Raw genomic sequence first — 17136 nt, forward strand, 5'->3', positions numbered from 1 at the left:
AGCAGGTCTTCAGGGCGCTCCACGCCCTTCAGCAATTCGTCCAGGATTTCTTTCGAGATGCTCATTCATGCTTCCTTTCGGTGAAGCATGGACCGGATCAGTCATACACAGAAGACCGGACACTCTCTCCATTTGGGCTGATGCTTGTTGTTCATCGCACGTCCTCCTTTGGCCAGGCACTATAGCTGCCCGCCTTTGCAAGGAAAAACGAATTGATTCCATCACTCTGATGTGAAATACCTTTCGGTATGCAGCTAGAAGCCATCGAAACCTTCCTCGCCATTGTTGAAACAGGGGGGTTCCACGCCGCCGCCAGGCAACAGGGCATTACCCAGACCACGGCAAGCGCACGGATCCGCTCGCTGGAAGCGGCGGTGAATAACCGCCTGTTCGAGCGCGGGGCCGGTGGCACCAGGCTGACGGCCTTCGGGCAGGAGTTTCAGCCGTTCGCCGAGGAAATGATCTCCTTATGGAAAATCGCGTCCAGCGACTTGGCTGAGCGGCTGTCGAACCGGACCGCGCTTCGCATTGGGGCTCAGCTGAGCATCTGGGACCCTCTGCTTGTCGACCTGACAATCGAGCTTGAGCGATCCTTCGGCAAGCTGCTGTTCGCCCTGAACTTCGACCACATCCTCAATGTGAGTGATGCGGTGATGAACCACATCCTCGACATCGCGCTCACCCACGAGGAGGTGAGCGATCCCCGGGTCAGCTGCCGGGAACTCCCTCCCGAGCGGCTGGCCTATGTCGAAACCCCGGGAGCGTCGGAGCAGGAAGAGCCTCTTTTCATCAATCTGGAACTGGGCAAGGAATACCAGCACTACGTCGAGAGTGTCACCGCACAGTCCGAGCGCCAGAGCCTGTTTCTGGGCAACTGCATGATGGGGTTGCGGTACCTGCTTCGCCGCGGCGGCCGCGGCCTGTTCCCGCAATATGTGGTGGACGATCACCTTGAACGCGGGCGGCTGCAGCTTGTGCAGGGGTCCGAAGCCCTCTCCCTGCCCTGCTACCTGCTGCACCGGGCCGAAGGCCCCTCGGACCAGCAGATCGCCGACGTGATCTCCTGCCTGTCCGCGGTTCGCGGCCGCAGCTGATCCAATCGGCCTTTCTGCAGCCTCTCGCATGGGGGTGGCGCTTGCCCAGGAGCGGCCGGCGAAGGTCCGAAAGGCATGTGATGAAAAATATTCGTTAGAAATGGCAATTATTCATCGGTAATGCCTCAGCGCATCAACGGAGACGATTCGTCTCCCGGTTTGGAGCGAGGGGAAACCACTCATGAGCGCGCGCATCGAAGACAGCATCGGCCGGATTGAACGGATCCGGGTCTACGTGGTGGACACGGGAGTTCCCCGCTTTTCCTGGTCGCCGACCATGCCGGGGCTTCTCACCACAAACACCATTGCCCGGGTCACCACATCCGATGGGATCGAAGGTGCCGGCGGAGTTTTTTCCTGCACAGAAAACGACTTCGACCGGGCCGTCGCAGAGGGGATGCGCCCGCTTCTCAAGGGCCTCCTGGGACGCGCCGCGCTGCGCCGCGAAAGCATCTGGAAATGGATGCAGCTCCGCAACCTTTCGGTGCCGAACACCGCTATCGCCGGGCTGGACATTGCGATGTGGGACCTTGCAGCGAAACGCGCGAACATGCCGCTTTACATGTTTCTCGGAGGCGCGCGGGACCGCGTCAAAGCATATGCTTCAACGCAGGTACTGGATGGCCCTGGTGACTATGTTGGCCTCATTGAGGAACTCAGGGAACAGGGCTTTTCAGCGTTCAAGTTTCACTACAAATGCGAGCCCGAAGCCGACCTCGAAATGATGCGGCTGGTGCATAAGGAGTTTCATGGGCAGGGGCTGGACTTCATGTTCGATGCCGATGCCTACTACACGCACAAATCCGCACTGCGCGTCGCGCGGGAAATGAGCGACATGGGCTTTGTCTGGCTGGAGGCGCCGTTCCCGGATCATGATCTGGATGGTTACCGCGAACTGCGCCGCCGCACGGACATGACCATCCTTCCTGCCGGAAACTCGATCGTGGAACTGGCCAACATTGCCCATGCAATGCGCCATGACTGCTGGGACCGAGTGCGCATTGACGCGACGACGGCCGGGGGCCTGACGCCGGCACGAAAGGTTCTGTCGCTGGCAGAAGCGAATGGCTACAACGTCGAATTTCAGAGCTGGGGCTGCGCATTGTCCATGGCCGCGAACCTGCACTTGATGCTCTCGAATGATAATTGCGATTACTTCGAGATGCCGGTTCCCTATTCGGAGTTCCAGGTTGACGCGCTGGGGCGGATTGAGGTCGACGCCGATGGCTACGTCAACGCGCCAACGGGTGCCGGACTCGGGCTGGAACTAGATTGGGACGAGATTGAAGAACGGTCAGTATACAAGATTGATGTCAGCTGAGACGCAGTTTGCACCCGGGTCGGCGACAAACCGGTTCAGGGAACAGCAATCTCGCCCCTTTTGGATCGGCCGCGACGCAATGTCAGGCGAGCCTGCCGGACCGGCCAAGCTGGGGCGAGATCAAGATCCCAAACATCGCCCGGCGCGTCCCGCAGTTCTTCTCGTCACCAGCCATGGATTCAGTGAGCAAAGAAATCTCTCACGATATGCGGCTGGTGACGGCCGAAGGGCGTCGACAGCCGCTCCTGCGCCTCGCCAGGACTGATTGCCAGAGCCATGCCGGCCTCTTCTTGCAGCGCACCAGCCAGGGAGCAAAACCGCCGCTCCATTCACACGGGGTCCGTTGCACAGGAATTCAGGGGCATGCGGCCAGGCATATGAAAACGCGCTCCGCCAGCTCGCTGCGCGGGGTGATCACCGGCAAACTGCGCAGCCGCTCCAATGCAATCCAAGTCCTTTCATCGGGAAATGCCGGCCGACCACTCAGTGACAGACCGCAGGGCGTGCAGGCAAAGCCCTGGACGGATGCGATTGCAAGAGCAAACACAGCGCGCCAACACTGTATGCATACGCATGTTAACTCCCCCTGACAGCAATCCGCCCGAAACGAGAGGCGCCAGCACCAGGACATATCACATTAGCGGCTCTCCACGGCTTGCGCCGCCGATGTGTCGCGCCAATCAGATTTGCGGGCGCCGTTTCTCAATGCTCTCTTATTGGGCCACGCTTGCCTGGAACCCTCACAGCAGCGCAGCTGGATGCGGCATCAAAGGCCACCGCACCAGCGAAACCCGCCTAAAATTAATGATATCAAACAAAACCCAGGCGGAAACGCCGCCACCAGGCCGCAGCGGGAATCAGGCCAAGCGCACGCCCCGTCTGCCCCCACGCGCCAGCCCCTTGCGGCCTGGTGCACTGCGCAGGCCGGAAACCCGCCGCTTGCGGAAACCGATGCGCTCGAAACGCACAGCCAAGCGGCAGCGCCAGAAGCCAAGCCTCTTGGAAACTTGCAAATACATGTATATTTTGTTTAGAAGTGTTTCACCGGAAGCACGAAGCGGCATTCAGACCGCACGCAACAGGAGAGAGAACATGACTGCAGCCAATGCACTGGACGGCCTGGGCGCCATGATCCTGTCGGGAAAGGTCGAAGTGGTGGACTGCTCCGGCACCTTGGGCCCCGAGACGCCGATCCTGCGCCTTCCAGAGGACTTCGCCAGGAACACGCCCAAGGTCGAAATCCACAAAATCAGCGAATACGACGAGGACGGCCCGTTCTTCGCCTGGAACTGGATGGTTCTGGGCGAGCACTCGGGCACTCATTTCGACGCCCCGCACCACTGGATCACCGGCAAGGATTACAGCGACGGCTATACCGACACGCTGGACGTGCAGCGCCTGGTGGCGCCGGTCAACGTGATCGACTGCTCCAAGGAGAGCGCCGAAAACCCGGACTTCCTGCTGACCGCAGACCTGATCAGGGCATGGGAGGCAGAGCACGGAGACATCAGCGAGGGCGAATGGGTGGTGATGCGCACCGATTGGGACAAGCGCGCGCACGACGAAGAGGCCTTCCTGAATGCGGATGACGCGGGCCCGCACAGCCCCGGGCCGACCCCGGATGCGGTCGAATACCTGCTGTCGAAGAAAATCACCGGCTGGGGCAGCCAGTGCATCGGCACCGACGCCGGCCAGGCCGGCGGCATGGAACCGCCCTACCCGGCCCACAACCTGCTGCACCGCGACAACTGCTTCGGCCTTGCCTCTCTTGCCAATCTGGACAAGCTGCCGCCCAAGGGCGCGCTGCTGATCGCGGCCCCGCTCAAGATCAAGCGCGGCACCGGCAGCCCGATCCGGGCCCTGGCCCTGGTGCCGCGGAGCTGAACCTGGCGGGCACCGCGCCCCACATGGCGCCCGGAACCGGCATCGATGGCCGGGCAGCCGACCCGGCCTGAAGCCGGCAGAAAGGATGAATGCATGACGGCAGAAAAAACCGCCCCCCCGCACGCACCCGCAGAAGAGAACAAACCCTTGCCGCGGCTGGGGGAAATCGGACTGGAAAACTTTCCGCCCTACCTGATGAACCGCATCATGGGCCGCTACAACGCGGCCCTGCGCGAGGAAATGGCCGCACATGGGCTGACCACCGCCAAGATGCGGACACTGGCGGTTCTCTCGGTGCTGGACGGGCTGCTGATCCGCGACCTGTCCGTCTATGCCGTGGTGGAGCAATCCACCCTCAGCCGCGCCCTTGACGCGCTGGAACGCGACGGTCTGATCGAGCGCAAGACCGATCCCGACGACAGCCGCGCCACCCGCATCTTCATGACCAGAAAGGGCCGAGAAACCCACGAGGGGCTCTGGCCGCATGTGGCAGAGGCCTGCGCGCAGATGTTCAAGGGCATCGAGCCGGACGAACAGCGCGCCTTCACCGCCACGCTGCAGAAAATCCTGCGCAACGTGCGTGTGAACCAGTTTTGATCCCGGAAACCTTTCTCTGGTAAACCCACGGAGGCGCCAATGGCCGAACGATCATTCAAGGCTGAGGTCGAGCATCTGCGGAAGGGGGCGGGCAGCACCTTCACCGGCGAGGGCATTCTGGCCATCACCAAGGCGCTTCTGGAAAACGGTGTCGGCTACGTCGGCGGCTACCAGGGGGCGCCGATCTCGCATCTGATGGATGTGCTGGCCGATGCCGAGGAACTGCTGGGCGAACTGGGCGTGCGCTACGAAGCCAATGCATCCGAGGCCGCCGCCGCGGCAATGCTGGCGGCCTCCGTCCATTATCCGATCCGCGGCGCTGTGACATTCAAGGGCTCGGTCGGGGTCAACGTGGCCTCGGACGCGCTGGCCAACCTGGCCTCATCGGGCGTCACCGGCGGCGCGCTGGTCATCGTGGGCGAGGATTACGGCGAGGGCTCCTCGATCATGCAGGAGCGGTCTTATGCCTTTGCGATGAAGTCGCAGTTCTGGCTGCTGGATCCGCGCCCCAATCTGCCGTCGATCGTGAAATCGGTGGGCGACGGCTTTGACCTGTCGGAGGCGTCGAACACGCCGGTGATGCTGATGGTGCGGATCCGCTCTTGTCACGTGACCGGCACGTTTGACTGCCGCGACAACCAGCGCCCGCCGCTCACCGTGCGCGATGCCCTGTCGAACCCGCAGCGCGATTTCAACCGCGTGGTGCTGCCGCCGATGTCCTACCAGCATGAGCAGGACAAGATCGAAAACCGCTGGCCCGCGGCAGAGAAATACATCCTGGAGAACGGGCTGAACGAGCGTTTCGGTCCGAAGCAGGGCAAGGCCGGGCTGATCTGCCTGGGCGGCATGTACAACAGCGTGATCCGCGCCCTGCAGCGGCTGGGGCTTGCCGATCTCAGCGGCAACACCGAGGTGCCGCTCTACGTGATGAACGTGGCCTACCCGCTGGTGCAGAGCGACCTTCTGGACTTCTGCGAGGGCAAGGACGCGGTGCTGATGATCGAGGAGGGGCAGCCCGAATTCATCGAACAGCAGCTGGGCGCCATGCTTTACAAGGCAGGCAGCCAGACAAAGCTGGAGGGCAAGGGCATCTTCCCCAAGGCGGGTGAATACACCGGCCAGGTGATGATGGACGGGCTGGATGACTTCTTCCGCAAATACGCCGCCCACCTGCTGCCCGGCCAGGTGCGCGCGCCCAATGCGCCCGCGCCCGAGATCCCGGACCTGAGCCAGACCGTGCCGATCCGCCCGCCGGGGTTCTGCACCGGCTGCCCGGAGCGGCCGATCTTCGCCTCGATGAAGCTGGTCGAGCAGGAACTGGGCAAGCATCAGATCTCCGCCGACATCGGCTGCCACCTGTTTGCCTCGCTGCCCCCGTTTGAAATCGGCGGGCAGACGATGGGCTACGGGCTGGGCCCTGCCTCGAACGCGGCCTTTGACGGCGGCGGCAAGAAGCGGGCGATCTCGATCCTGGGCGACGGCGGTTTCTGGCACAACGGGCTCAGCAGCTCGATCGGCAACATGGTGTTCAACAAGTCGGACAGCGTGGCGGTCATCGTCGACAACTACTACTCGGCGGCGACCGGCGGCCAGGACATCCCGTCCAGCCGCGCAAAGAACGCCAGCAAATCGACCAACAACCCGATCACCAAGGCGCTGGAAGGCGCGGGCGTCAAATGGATCCGGCAGATCGACCGGACCTATGACGTCACCAGGATGCGCGAGACCATCCGCGAGGCACTCACCACCGATTACGACGGGCCCAAGGTGATCGTCGCCTCCTCGGAATGCATGCTGAACCGGCAGCGGCGGGAAAAGCCGCAGCGCAACAAGGCGATCAAGGACGGCGCGCGGGTGGAGATCCCCCGCTTCGGCGTCGATGAGGACGTCTGCACCGGCGATCACGCCTGCATCCGGCTTTCGGGCTGCCCGTCGCTGTCGCTGAAAAAGCTGGACGACCCGCTGCGCGACGACCCGGTGGCGCATATCGACCAGACCTGCGTCGGCTGCGGCAACTGCGGCGAGGTGGCCGATGCGGCGATCCTCTGCCCCTCCTTCTACGAGGCGCGGGTGGTGCATAACCCCAGCGGCTTGGAACGCTGGGCCGCCGGATTGCGCAGCCGCGTGATCTCCTGGCTTCAAAGCCGCCGCGCGGCGCGGCGCCTGACCTTCAACGGCTCCGCCACCGGGAGGACCGCATCATGACCATCGTACTGCCGGTCGCCGCCCGCCCGGCCCCCCCGGGCCTGCAGGGTGTCATCAAGCTGGCCATTCTCGCCGTCGGCGGCCAGGGCGGCGGGGTGCTGACCAACTGGATCGAGGCCCTCGCCCGCAGCCAGGGATACAGCGCCCAGGCCACCAGCGTGGCCGGCGTCGCCCAGCGCACCGGGGCCACCATCTATTACATCGAGATGGCGCCGGGCAGCGTGGCGCAGCCGGTGTTCTCACTGGCGCCGGCCCCGGGCGATGTCGATGTGATGATCGCTGCCGAGATGATGGAAGCCGGCCGCGCCATCATGCGCGGCTTCGTGACCCCGGACCGCACCACGCTGATCGCTTCGACCCACCGCGCGCTGGCCGTCTCCGAGAAGATGGTGCCCGGTGACGGCATCGCCAATGCCGACGAGGTGCGCGCCGCCGCCGGAACCGCGGCCAGGAAGCTGGTGATGGCCGACATGGACAGCGCCGCGGTGCGGGCGGGATCGGTGATCTCCGCCTCGCTGTTCGGCGCCCTGGCAGGCTCCGGCGCCCTGCCCTTCCCCCGGTCCGCCTTCGAAGAGGCGATCCGCGCCAGCGGCAAAGGGGTCGAGGCCAGCCTGCGGGCCTTTGCCGCCGGTTTTGACCTGGCGGAGCAAGGCGAGCGGCCGGAAGCGGCGCCCGCCACGGAGGCCCCGGCAGAGCCCCAAGGACCTGGCAAAACCCTGCGCGCCTGGAACGCGCTGGCGGCGCGGGTTTCCCAATTGCCCGCCGCGGTGCAGGAAATGGCCGCTCCGGGTTTGCGCAAGGTGGCGGATTTTCAGGACACGGCGTACGGGGCCGAATACCTGGACCGGCTGCAGGGCGTGCTGGACCGCGACAGCGCGGACCGGGGGTATGAGCTTAGCCGCGAGGCGGCGAAATACATCGCCAATGCAATGGCTTATGATGACGTGATCCGTGTTGCCGACCTCAAAACCCGCAGCAGCCGCTTCGGCCGTATAGAGAGCCAGATGGGGTCGCAGGGCAAGCTGATGACTCTCACCGACTACCTGCACCCCCGCGCCGAGGAGATCGCAGGCCTGTTCCCCGCCCGCCTGGGCGCGCGGGTGGAAAGCAGCCCGAAGTGGATGGCCCGCCTCGACAGGCTGTTCAACAAGGGCCGCCGCATCCGCACGGACAGCCTGCGCGGGTTCCTGATGCTCTATCTTCTGGGCGGCTTGCGCGGCTGGCGCCGCCGCAGCCTGCGCCACGCGCAGGAGCAGGCGCATCTGGACCAATGGCTCGCCACCGCGCTTAGCCATCTGCCGCAGAGTTATGGCATGGCGGTCGAGGTGATCCGCTGCCGCCGCCTTATCAAGGGGTATTCTGACACCCACGCCCGCGGCCATTCCAAATTCGACAAGGTGATGCAGGGCGCCCGCATGGTGGCAGCCCGCGAAGATGGCCCGCAATGGGTGGCCCGCCTGCGCGAAGCTGCCTTGCAGGACGAAACGGGGGCGGCCCTGGACGGCGCGCTCAAGACCATCCGGAGCTTCGCCGCATAGCTGGCCCGGGCCGCCCGGCGGGATCCCGGCCGCTCCGGCGCCGGGCAAGCAGCACCGGGGCCGCGCATGGGCATCCGTGCGCCCCCCGGAAAGGCCGCTTTCCGCCGTTCCGGCGCAGTGGGGATGCAGGAAAACCCGAATCACTTGGCCCGCCAGCCGCCCGGAACAGCCGCTCCTCTGAACTTTTTTATGCGTTTGCATATAAACTTACTTGAAGCTTAAAACTTCATGCTTGATGGTGAGACAGCCTAGACCTAGGCTTTTCCAAGGGCGCCCGGAAAAACAAGGGACTGCAAACCACCCGGTCTGCGCGCCGCCACACAGCCAGGGAGACCGACATGACCATCCGCACACTTGCCGCCGCCGCCCTTCTGGGGGCCGCCTCACTCGCCGCCGCTTCCGCGCAGGCCGGGGAAGTCACGCTGAAAGCGGTGACCGCCTTTGCCACCGGAACAACTTTTTCCCGCGATTTCGAAGCCTTCGTTGATTGGGTGAACGAAAACGGAGAGGGGGTCGTGCAGATCGACCTGCTCGGCGGCCCCGAAGCCGTGCCGCCCTTTGAACTGGGCAACGCGGTGCAGGCGGGGATCGTCGACATCGCCAACAACACCACCGCCTACTACCCGAACCTGCTGCCCGCAGGCGATGCGCTGCACCTGGCGCAGAACACCATTCAGGACCAGCGCGCCAATGGCTGCTACGAGCTGATCGACCAGATCCACCAGGATCAGATGGGTGTGAAATATCTCGCCCGCGTCGGCGATCACATGAATTATCATCTATATCTGACCAAACCGCTGGAAGGGCCGGATCTGACAGGGCTGACCATCCGCACCACGCCGGTCTACCGCGCCATGTTCGAGAAACTGGGCGCCACCCTGGTGCGCACGGCACCGGGCGAAGTCTATACCGCGCTGGAGCGCGGGGCGATCGACGGCTACGGCTGGCCCAGCCAGGGCGTGCTGGACCTCGGCTGGCACGAGCAGACCGCCTACCGCGTTGACCCCGGTTTCTACCAGGTGGACGTGAACTTCCTGGTCAACCTCGACAGCTGGAACGGGCTCAGCGATGAGCAGCGCGCCCTGCTGGAACAAGGCGCCGCCTGGATCGAAGAGCAGAACGCCGAGAACATCGCCCGCAACGAGGCCGAGGCCAAAGCCCAGGCCGATGCCGGGATCAAGACCATCACCCTGGAGGGCGAGAACGGCAAACTGTGGAGCACGACCGCACAAGCCGAAGGCTGGAGCGAAGTGACGAAGACAGACCCGCAGCTGGCGCAAAAGCTGCAGGCCTGCCTGCTGAAGTGACGGGACGGGGGCGGCCTCGCGCCGCCCCGCTTCCTCGCCCATGACCCGCTTTGACCGCAGTTTCGGCATCCTGCTCACCGGCCTGGCCGTGCTCAGCGCTGCCATCCTCGCGGCGATCACCCTGGTGATCCCGCTCAATGTCCTGTTGCGCAACCTCGGACTGCCGGTGATCTACGGCGCGCTCGACGCCATCGAATACGGTCTGATGGCGGCGGCCTTCCTCGGCGCCCCTTGGGTGCTGCGCCAGAATGCCCATGTGCAGGTCGACCTGATCACCCACGGCCTGCCGCCGCGCGCCCGCCGCAAGGTCATACTGGCAGCCTGCCTGCTGGGCGCCGCCACCTGTGCCGTCTTGGGATGGGCAGGGCTGCAGGCGCTGCTGCAATCCTTCGCCCGCGGCTCCATGGTGCGCACCGCCTTCACCTTCCCGGAATGGTGGACGCTGACGGTGCTGCCGCTGTCGATGGCGCTGTGCACCCTTGAATTCCTGCGCAAGATCTTCCGCCCCGCGGTGGAAGACGCGCCGCTCTCCGGCCTCTGAAAGGACTGCCGATGGATTGGATCCTCACCCTTTCGCTGATGCTGGGCGGCCTGGCCGCGCTGCTGCTGATCGGCCTGCCGGTGGCCTTTGCCTTCATCACCGTCACCATGATCGGCGCTTACGAGGTGCTGGGCGGCGACCGCGGCCTGCTGCAGCTGGCGCGCAACGCAACCCAGTCGGTGGCCAATTTCCAGATGGCGCCGATCCCGCTGTTCATCCTGATGGGCGAAATCCTGTTCCAGACCGGCATAGCCCACCGCGCCATCGACGCGATCGAGCGGGTGGTCACACGGGTGCCCGGGCGGCTGTCGGTGGTCACCGTGTTCGGCGGCACCATCTTTGCGGCGCTGTCGGGCTCGACCATCGCCAATACCGCTATGCTGGGATCGACCCTGATGCCGGGGATGCTGCAGCGCGGCTATCACCCGACCATGGCGATGGGGCCGATCATGGCCTCGGGCGCCATTGCCATGCTCATCCCGCCATCGGCGCTGGCGGTTCTGGTCGGCAGCCTGGCGGGGATTTCCATCGCCGGCCTGCTGCTGGCGGGCGTCATGCCCGCGCTGCTGCTGGCGGCGGCCTTTGTGGTCTACATCGTGGCCCGCAGCCTGCTCGACCCCAAGGCGGCACCGCCCGACGATCTGCCGCAGATGACCCTGGGACAGCGCTGGCGGCCCTTCCTGATCTATGTGGCGCCGCTGTCGGTGCTGTTCGCCGTGGTGATCGGCAGCCTGCTGCTGGGGTTCGCAACGCCAACGGAATCCGCCGCGCTCGGCTGCCTGGCCGCGCTCGCCACCGGCGCGGCCTACCGGTCGCTGTCCTTTGAAAAGGTTGGCAGGGCGCTGATGGAAACCGTGAAGCTGTCGGTGATGATCCTGTTCATCATGGCCGCCAGCCAGACCTTTGCCCAGGTGCTGTCGTTCAGCGGCGCCACCAACGGGCTGATCAAGGCGATCAACGCGGTGGACCCGACCCCCGCGATGGTGCTGATCGGCATGATCGTGATCCTGCTGCTGCTCGGCTGCTTCGTCGATCAGGTCTCGATGCTGATGGTGACCGTGCCGGTGTTTGTGCCGTTGGCCGCGCAGATGGGCATCAACGAGCTGGTGCTGGGCGTGGTGTATCTGCTGACCATGGAGATCGGCCTCCTGACCCCGCCCTTCGGGCTATTGCTCTTCGTGATGCGCGGGGTCGCCCCCGAGGGCATCGGGATGAAGCATATCTATGCCGCGGTCACGCCCTTCCTGGTGATCAAGCTGGCGGTGCTGGCGCTGATTGTCTGGCAGCCCGCTGTGGGCACCTGGCTGCCGGGGCTGATGGCGAAATGAGCCCCCCCGCAGGCCGGCGCATGGGCGGTGTGTCCAGGCCTTGCCCGCAAGGGGCATTCACATCATCAAGCCCGCATCCGCGGCACCGACCTGCGCCCGGACGGGCTGGCGATGATGATGATCCGCCTGGTCCGCGCCTATGCGGCGAAGACCGGCGCCGCCGGCGCAGACGGCGCCGCCCGCCGCCTCTGAGCCGGTTATCGCCCTCCGGGCAGCGGCCAGCCCCGCGTTTCAAGCAAACCTGCCACGAACCGGCTGCTGGCTGCGGCTTTTCTGAACGCCCGCTGTGCGGGACAAACTTGCCGTTCGCTGCGGCTTCACCAAAGGCTGCTTCATCCAGATTTTTCGTTTGGCCAACACGGCAATTCCTCTGAAACCATCTTAAGCGTTTGACACGGATAATGTTTCGTTCCCTTTTATGCTGATGAACCAATTGAATGGAAAAGTCGCGCTGGTTACTGGCGCATCCGCCCTACGGGGGATCGGTCGCGCAACAGCGATGAGATTGGCTGCCGATGGCGCAAAAGTTGTTGTGACGGATCGCCTCGCCCCAACCACCGTAGACAACACATTTGCGCGGCTCGATGAGATTGCACAGGACATTCGGAATACCGGGGCAGACGCGTTGGCACTGCCGCTCGACGTGACCGATGCGGATCAGATATCCTCGGCAGTTGACCGTTGTATCTCCGACTTTGGCAGTTTGGACATTCTCGTTAACAATGCAAGTTCCCTTGCAGGCTCAGCGGATTTTTTGACAACCACCCCGAACGAATGGGAAATGAGCTACCGCGTGAACGTGCTGGGGCCTATGATGCTGTCACAAGCGGTCATACCTCATATGCAAAAGCATGGCGGTGGTCGGATCATTAACATAGGTTCAACTGGGAGCTTGGGAGCAGAGCCGGGCTTCGGAGCATATACGGCGACGAAACACGCGCTCGTGGGGTTTACAAAGACGCTTGCGGCAGAGTTCGGTCCGGATGGCATTCTCTGCAACACCGTTTGCCCCGGCTACATAGCAACCGACATGCACGAGGCGGCAAATGAACGGCTAGCGGCAGAAGCAGGGGAAAGTTTAGAGGCGGTACGAAAACGCCGGTATGCAAGTGTTGCGCTCCGTTCTGCCGGCCTACCGGATGATGTTGCAAATGCCGTAGCATACTTGGCTAGTCCGGCTGGACAGTATGTCACCGGTATAAACCTGCCTGTCGCCGGTGGCGTCCCCATGGGAATCTGAAAGTCGACGTTCATGCAAGCTGCAGCATCCGGTAAAATGGGCTATGACCAGCCTATCGCTGCGGCGGGCCTGAACGGCCGCTTTCCGCCGCTTGGGCGCCTGTTTGGCAAACATGCATCACAAAGGCGGGTTTCCTATTGGAAACGCCGGAAACGGACACATATTCCGCCGGTCTGCGTCATATTATTGCGCCATGAAGCCCGAATACCGCCTGCATTACGCCCCCGACAACGCCTCACTGGTCATCCGGCTGGTGCTGGAGGAGCTTGGCCAGCCCTATGAAACCGTGCTGGTCGACCGCCGGGCAGAGGCGCAGAACAGCCCCGGATACCGGGCGCTGAACCCGGGCGGGCTGATCCCGGTGCTGGAAACCCCCGACGGGCCGCTGTTTGAGACCGCCGCCATCCTCTTGTGGCTGTCCGAACGCCACGGCGCGATGGCGCCGCAGCCCGGCAGCGCCGACCGCGCGGCGTTCCTGAAATGGCTGGTGTTCGCCTCCAACACGCTGCACGCCGACCTGCGGATGCTGTTCTATCCGGAGAAATACATCGGCGCGGAGAAAGCCGATCAGCAGCAGCTGCAAACCGTGCTGCGCCAGCGCCTGCATGTGCATCTGACCAGCCTCGACCAGGCCGCCGCCGCCCGTCCCGCCTGGCTCGGCGCGCCGCAGCCCTCGGTGCTGGACTATTACCTGGCCTGCCAGATGCGCTGGATGGCGCTCTATCCGGCGCAGGCCGACAAAACCTGGTTCACCCTGGCCCATTACCCCAGCCTGCAGCGCCTCTGCGCCGGGCTGGAGGGCCGCCCCGCCGTTACTGTGGCACGCGAGGCCGAGGGCCTCGGCGCCACCCCGTTCACATCCCCGGCCTACGCCAATCCCCCAGAAGGATCAGCCACCTAATGTTCCTCTCCGTTTTCGACATGTTCAAAGTGGGCATCGGCCCGTCGTCCTCCCACACCATGGGGCCGATGGTTGCCGCCGCGCGGTTCCTCGACATGATGCGCGCCTCGCCCTTTGAATTCCACGGCCTGCGCGCCTCGCTGCACGGCTCGCTCGCCTTCACCGGCGTCGGCCACGCCACCGACCGCGCCACCATCCTCGGCCTCGGCGGCTTTGTCGCCCATGACTATGACGACGAGAAAGCCGAGGCCTTCCTGGCGGAGCTGGACAAGACCCACACCATGCACCCCGAGGGTCTGGGCGCGCTGCATTTCGACCCCAAGGCCGACATGATCTTCGACTATGATCACGCGCTGCCGGGCCACGCCAACGGCATGATCCTGATGGCCACCGACGCCCAGGGCGACGTGATCCTGAAACAGGTGTTCTACTCGATCGGCGGCGGCTTTGTCGTGACTGAGGAGGAACTGGCCGCAGGCAAGGCCACCGACGAGGGCGACCCGGTTCCCTTCCCCTTCAAATCCGCGGCCGAAATGCTGGAGATGGCCAAGGCCAGCGGCAAGTCCATCGCGGACATGAAGCGCGCCAACGAAATCGCCCGCGGCTGCCCCGAGAGCCTGTCCAAGGGCACCGCCCGCATCTGGCAGGTGATGAACGACTGCATCAACCGCGGACTGGAGCGCGACGGCATCCTGCCGGGCGGATTGAAGGTCCGCCGCCGCGCCAAGGGCATCCATGACGCGCTGATGGCCGAGCGCGGCAAGAACCTGACCGCGCCGCACACCATCAACGACTGGATGAGCGTCTACGCGATGGCGGTGAACGAGGAAAACGCGGCCGGCGGCCAGGTGGTGACCGCGCCGACCAACGGCGCGGCAGGCACCCTGCCCGCGGTGATCCGCTACTACCTCGACCACGTGCCGGGCTCGTCGGAAAGCCACGTCGAGGATTTCCTGCTGACCGCCGCCGCGATTGCCGGCCTGGTCAAATACAACGCGTCTATCTCCGGCGCCGAGGCCGGCTGCCAGGCTGAGGTCGGCTCCGCGTCGGCAATGTCCGCCGCCGGCCTCTGCGCCGTCATGGGCGGCACCCCCGAGCAGGTGGAAAACGCAGCCGAGATCGCGCTGGAGCACCACCTGGGCATGACCTGCGATCCCGTGAAGGGCCTGGTGCAGGTGCCCTGCATCGAACGCAACGGTCTGGCGGCGATCAAGGCGGTCTCCGCCGCATCCCTGGCGCTGCGCGGCGACGGCCAGCATTTCGTGCCGCTGGACGCCTGCATCGAGACCATGCGCCAGACCGGCGCCGACATGCACGACAAGTACAAGGAAACCTCGCTCGGCGGCCTCGCCGTGAACGTGCCGAACTGCTGAGTTTCAAGTCCAAAACTGCCCCCGTCGGGACAACCAAACAAAGGTTCGCGCCCGGCACCGAGGGTGGGCGTTTCGCGCCCGCCCTGGGGGGCGGGCGCGAACCGGGCCGCAAGCGGCCCGGGGTCTACTGCCGCAAGCCGCCCCGCTTTCAACCCCACCTTGTAAGTTTCCCCCGCCCCGCATAGCCTGCCGCCATGACACAGGACCGGCCCCTTCTCGGCATCGCCCTGATGCTGGGCTTCTGCATGGTGATCCCGCTGGGCGACGCCATTGCCAAGCTGCTGACCGACCGGGTGCCGGTTGCGCAGATCGTCTTCATCCGCTTTGCCGCCCAGGCCGCGATCCTGCTGCCGCTGGCCCTGGCCCTGCGGCTGCCGCTCAGCCTGTCGCGCCGGGTGGCGCCGCTGCTGTTCCTGCGCACGCTCTTGCAGATGGGCGGCATCGGCGCCATGTTCACCGCCTTCAAATACCTGCCCTTGGCGGATGCGGTGGCGATTGCCTTCGTGATGCCCTTCCTGATGCTGCTCTTGGGCAAATACGTCCTGAAGGAACAGGTCGGCCTGCGCCGCCTCGGCGCCTGCATCGTGGGTTTCACCGGCACCCTTCTGGTCATTCAGCCCAGCTTTGCCGCGGTCGGCTGGAACGCGCTCTGGCCGCTCTTGGTGGCGGTGATCTTTGCCCTGTTCATGCTGATCACCCGCAAGATCGCCAAGGAGACCGACCCGGTCTCGGTTCAGGCCGTGGCGGGCGTCATGGGGACCGTGCTGCTGACGCCGGTGTTCCTGATCGGCGATGCCGCCGGTATCACCGCCCTCTCCACCGCGCCGCCGCCGCAGGACACCTGGACCCTGCTGGCCGCAGCCGGCGCGCTCGGCACCGTTGCGCATCTGCTGATGACCTGGAGTCTGCGCTTTGCCCCCACCTCCACCCTTGCTTCGATGCAATACCTGGAAATCCCGGTGGCGGTGTTCTTCGGCTGGCTGATCTTCGCGGAACTCCCGAACACCCTCGCGGCTTTCGGCATCCTCTTGACCATCAGCGCAGGGCTTTACGCGGTGATGCGCGAGCGCAAGGCCTCGGAAACCGAAGAGCGCATCAACCCCGCCTGAAGCCTAGCGGTCCAGCCGCAGCGCCTCCAGCACATCCGCCAGCAGCCGCCGCGGCACAATCGCCAGCAGCCCCGGCCCCTCCGGCTCCAGCCGCACAGGGCCTGTTGCCCGGTTCGAGGTGCCTATCCGCCCCATCGGCGACATCCGCAGCCCCTCGATGGGCCACTCCAGCCCTTCGGACCGCCCCGTCACCTGCTGCATCGGAAACAGCGAGATCACCTCCCCCGCTTCCGCGGGCAGCTCCACCGCCCGGGTCAGGTGAAAAATCACCTCCGTCCCGCCCACCAGCACGCAGGGCGTTTCATGCCCCTGCACCAGGGTGCTGAACGCCGCCAGCTGGTGGTCCACCCGCGCCCCCAGGAACCCCACCGCCAGCACCGCCGGCGCCGCTATCATCCTCAGCGCCTTGTCGAAATCGGTGCTGTCCTGCTCAGCCACCTGGTGCAGCGCATCCGGCGGCAGCTGGCCCCGCACCGCATCGCTCAGCGAGTCGAAATCGCCGATCACCGCCCTAGGCAGATGCCCCGCCGCCAGCGCCGCCGCGGCGCCGCCATCAGCCGCCACCAGCACCGGCGCCAGCGCCAAAGCCTCCGCCAGCGCGCCAGAGGCCACCTCGCCGCCGCCGACCAGGGTGATTGGTTCCGAAACATCAACAATCTTCGCGGTCATGGGCGGTATTCCTGCCTGATTTGGAAACA

15 protein-coding genes are annotated in these 17136 nt (G+C 64.8%); 14 read left to right on the top strand and 1 reads right to left on the bottom strand.

Annotation, left to right across the window (positions count from 1 at the left end; genetic code table 11):
• Positions 1–248: 248 nt before the first annotated feature.
• The 14 genes from AB1A62_RS19210 to AB1A62_RS19275 all read left to right on the top strand — a co-directional run bounded on the left by AB1A62_RS19210 (position 249) and on the right by AB1A62_RS19275 (position 16438).
• Positions 249–1094: a LysR family transcriptional regulator gene (locus AB1A62_RS19210; RefSeq protein WP_366663084.1), complete on the top strand. Its 846-nt coding sequence runs from the start codon at positions 249–251 to the stop codon at positions 1092–1094.
• A gap of 181 nt (positions 1095–1275) precedes the next feature.
• A complete protein-coding gene (locus tag AB1A62_RS19215) occupies positions 1276–2415 on the top strand; it encodes a mandelate racemase/muconate lactonizing enzyme family protein (RefSeq protein ID WP_366663085.1) in 1140 nt (379 codons plus the stop codon).
• Between the two features lie 1092 nt (positions 2416–3507).
• Positions 3508–4299, top strand: a complete 792-nt coding sequence (locus AB1A62_RS19220) for a cyclase family protein (RefSeq protein ID WP_366663086.1) — start codon at positions 3508–3510, stop codon at positions 4297–4299.
• A 93-nt stretch (positions 4300–4392) separates the two neighbouring features.
• Positions 4393–4896 (top strand): MarR family transcriptional regulator, encoded by a 504-nt coding sequence (locus AB1A62_RS19225; protein ID WP_366663087.1) that lies wholly within the window; start codon positions 4393–4395, stop codon positions 4894–4896.
• Between the two features lie 39 nt (positions 4897–4935).
• Positions 4936–7101, top strand: a complete 2166-nt coding sequence (locus AB1A62_RS19230; protein ID WP_366663088.1) for an indolepyruvate ferredoxin oxidoreductase subunit alpha — start codon at positions 4936–4938, stop codon at positions 7099–7101.
• Positions 7098–8639, top strand: a complete 1542-nt coding sequence (locus AB1A62_RS19235) for an indolepyruvate oxidoreductase subunit beta family protein (protein WP_366663089.1) — start codon at positions 7098–7100, stop codon at positions 8637–8639. The genes AB1A62_RS19230 and AB1A62_RS19235 overlap by 4 nt, the downstream gene beginning before the upstream one ends.
• Positions 8640–8977: 338 nt before the next feature.
• Positions 8978–9946 carry a TRAP transporter substrate-binding protein DctP gene (dctP, locus tag AB1A62_RS19240; RefSeq protein ID WP_366663090.1) on the top strand — a complete coding sequence of 323 codons (969 nt, stop codon included), beginning with the start codon at positions 8978–8980 and terminating at the stop codon, positions 9944–9946.
• Between the two features lie 40 nt (positions 9947–9986).
• Positions 9987–10487 carry a TRAP transporter small permease gene (locus tag AB1A62_RS19245; RefSeq protein ID WP_366663091.1) on the top strand — a complete coding sequence of 167 codons (501 nt, stop codon included), beginning with the start codon at positions 9987–9989 and terminating at the stop codon, positions 10485–10487.
• Between the two features lie 11 nt (positions 10488–10498).
• Positions 10499–11815, top strand: coding sequence for a TRAP transporter large permease (locus AB1A62_RS19250; RefSeq protein ID WP_366663092.1), 1317 nt, complete (start codon positions 10499–10501; stop codon positions 11813–11815).
• Positions 11816–11842: 27 nt separating this feature from the next.
• Positions 11843–12007, top strand: coding sequence for a hypothetical protein (locus AB1A62_RS19255; protein ID WP_366663093.1), 165 nt, complete (start codon positions 11843–11845; stop codon positions 12005–12007).
• 232 nt (positions 12008–12239) lie between these two features.
• On the top strand, positions 12240–13055 hold the full coding sequence (locus AB1A62_RS19260; RefSeq protein ID WP_366663094.1) for an SDR family oxidoreductase: 816 nt from the start codon (positions 12240–12242) through the stop codon (positions 13053–13055).
• A gap of 193 nt (positions 13056–13248) precedes the next feature.
• A complete protein-coding gene (locus tag AB1A62_RS19265) occupies positions 13249–13956 on the top strand; it encodes a glutathione S-transferase family protein (protein WP_366663095.1) in 708 nt (235 codons plus the stop codon).
• The gene (locus AB1A62_RS19270; protein ID WP_366663096.1) at positions 13956–15329 is read left to right on the top strand and encodes an L-serine ammonia-lyase; all 1374 of its coding nucleotides are present in this window, start codon (positions 13956–13958) and stop codon (positions 15327–15329) included. Before AB1A62_RS19265 ends, AB1A62_RS19270 begins: the two co-directional genes overlap by 1 nt.
• A 194-nt stretch (positions 15330–15523) precedes the next feature.
• Complete coding sequence (locus tag AB1A62_RS19275) at positions 15524–16438, top strand: DMT family transporter (RefSeq protein WP_366663097.1); 915 nt, start codon at positions 15524–15526, stop codon at positions 16436–16438.
• 3 nt (positions 16439–16441) lie between these two features.
• On the opposite strand, the gene AB1A62_RS19280 is transcribed toward AB1A62_RS19275, so the two are convergent.
• A complete protein-coding gene (locus AB1A62_RS19280) occupies positions 16442–17107 on the bottom strand; it encodes a thiamine diphosphokinase (protein WP_366663098.1) in 666 nt (221 codons plus the stop codon).
• Positions 17108–17136: the final 29 nt, after the last annotated feature.

The sequence above is a fragment of the Leisingera sp. JC11 genome (genome assembly GCF_040704725.1).
Classification (GTDB): domain Bacteria; phylum Pseudomonadota; class Alphaproteobacteria; order Rhodobacterales; family Rhodobacteraceae; genus Leisingera.